The organism is Pseudanabaena biceps PCC 7429, from assembly GCF_000332215.1.
Lineage (GTDB): Bacteria > Cyanobacteriota > Cyanobacteriia > Pseudanabaenales > Pseudanabaenaceae > Pseudanabaena > Pseudanabaena biceps.
In genome coordinates this window covers 1-1348 of the sequence record NZ_ALWB01000427.1, presented here as the reverse complement: position 1 = coordinate 1348, position 1348 = coordinate 1, and the positions used below count along the sequence as shown (strand labels likewise).

Annotated in this window: 2 protein-coding genes; both read right to left on the bottom strand. The window is 35.1% G+C overall.

From position 1 onward, the window contains the following. Window positions 1-33 precede the first annotated feature (33 nt). A complete protein-coding gene (locus PSE7429_RS27465; protein WP_009629801.1) occupies window positions 34-201 on the bottom strand; it encodes a hypothetical protein in 168 nt (55 codons plus the stop codon). Window positions 202-267: 66 nt separating this feature from the next. After that, window positions 268-1278, bottom strand: coding sequence for a cache domain-containing sensor histidine kinase (locus PSE7429_RS22930; RefSeq protein ID WP_009629800.1), 1011 nt, complete (start codon window positions 1276-1278; stop codon window positions 268-270). Window positions 1279-1348: the final 70 nt, after the last annotated feature.

The window sequence follows — 1348 nt, the reverse complement described above, 5'->3', positions numbered from 1 at the left end:
CTTCTTCCTGTTCTTGTTTTGTCTGCTGCTAGCTTAAAAAAATTTACCGATCTCTGGTGCTACTTCTTTGAGCAAGTGGTCTCTGACTGCTAATTCTATGCTGTTAAAGCTTTTTAGCTCTTCTTTTGGGGTATTATTCAATAGAATTGCCGCCGCAGCTTTTAGATGTTCTTTCAGAACTTTGCTTTCTTCGGGTGTCATCTTTTTTTAACCTCATTTTTTATTCATTTTCTCATATGTCATCTATAAGTAGAAATACTCATTGCATTAGTGAGATGCTCCCGTTGCTAATTCAGTAATATCTTGAAAGCCTAAAAGCCTCTGTTCGAGCGTAGATTTCTGCCATTCTTGCTGTGCTAAAGTCTGACTGGCTTGACTTAATTTCTGGATCGGCTTGGTAATCCGACGAGCCGTCAAAACACCAATTCCAATCGCGATCGCCAAAGTAAAACCACATAAAACAATTGTCCATTGCGTATTTGCCTGAATTTCTGCCATAAAATCAGATTCAGGAACGATCAAAACCGTCAACCAATCCAAATCTACTTGATCTTGAAAGGGCGCAATTTGAATAAAATATTTCCTGTTATCAATAATTACGCTGAGATTTTGACTGTTTTTGATTTGATAAAAATCAGTAAAATAATTTTTTAAATAAATAGCCGTTTTTTGAAATACTAAATTATTACTATTAATAATATTTAAACGATCTAGTTTGGGGAGCCTATTATTACTTGGGTTCTGTTTGGTATTAGTTGCAGATGATTCGGGTGTCAATGGAGCTTCATCAGTAGAACTATCGATCATTAATCCTTCTCGATCTATAATAAAAGCTTGACCAGTTTTGCCAATTTTTAGGCTTTTTAAAAATTCCCCCAGTTGTTTTAAAGATACAGACGAACCAACAATCCCTTGAAAGACATTGTTGCGATCATAAAAAGGCATAAAGTTTAAAGCCACAAAGGCAGATTTATCAGTCTTAATGCGCTCGACATTAATTATCCAAATTAAACGATTGGCTTTTTTAGCTTTTTCATACCAAGGGGCATTAGGAGGATATTTATGGGTGTCAAATTTATTAGAACTTCTAACTAGTTTAAGTCGATCTCCCCGATCATCCACAATATAGCTATTAAAAAAGTAATTAGTTGACTGATCTCTAATGCTAATTGTTTGAGAACTATCATCATTTTTTTGTAATATCAAAAGATCTTTTTGCTCCGTAATAACACCTAAAGAACCGATACCATCAAAGGCTTGCAGTTGGGAGCATCTCAATTAGGCACTGAGTAAATATACTTAGGCAAGATTGAGGTTGAGATAAGCGCAACGATGTTTAAGAACTTGG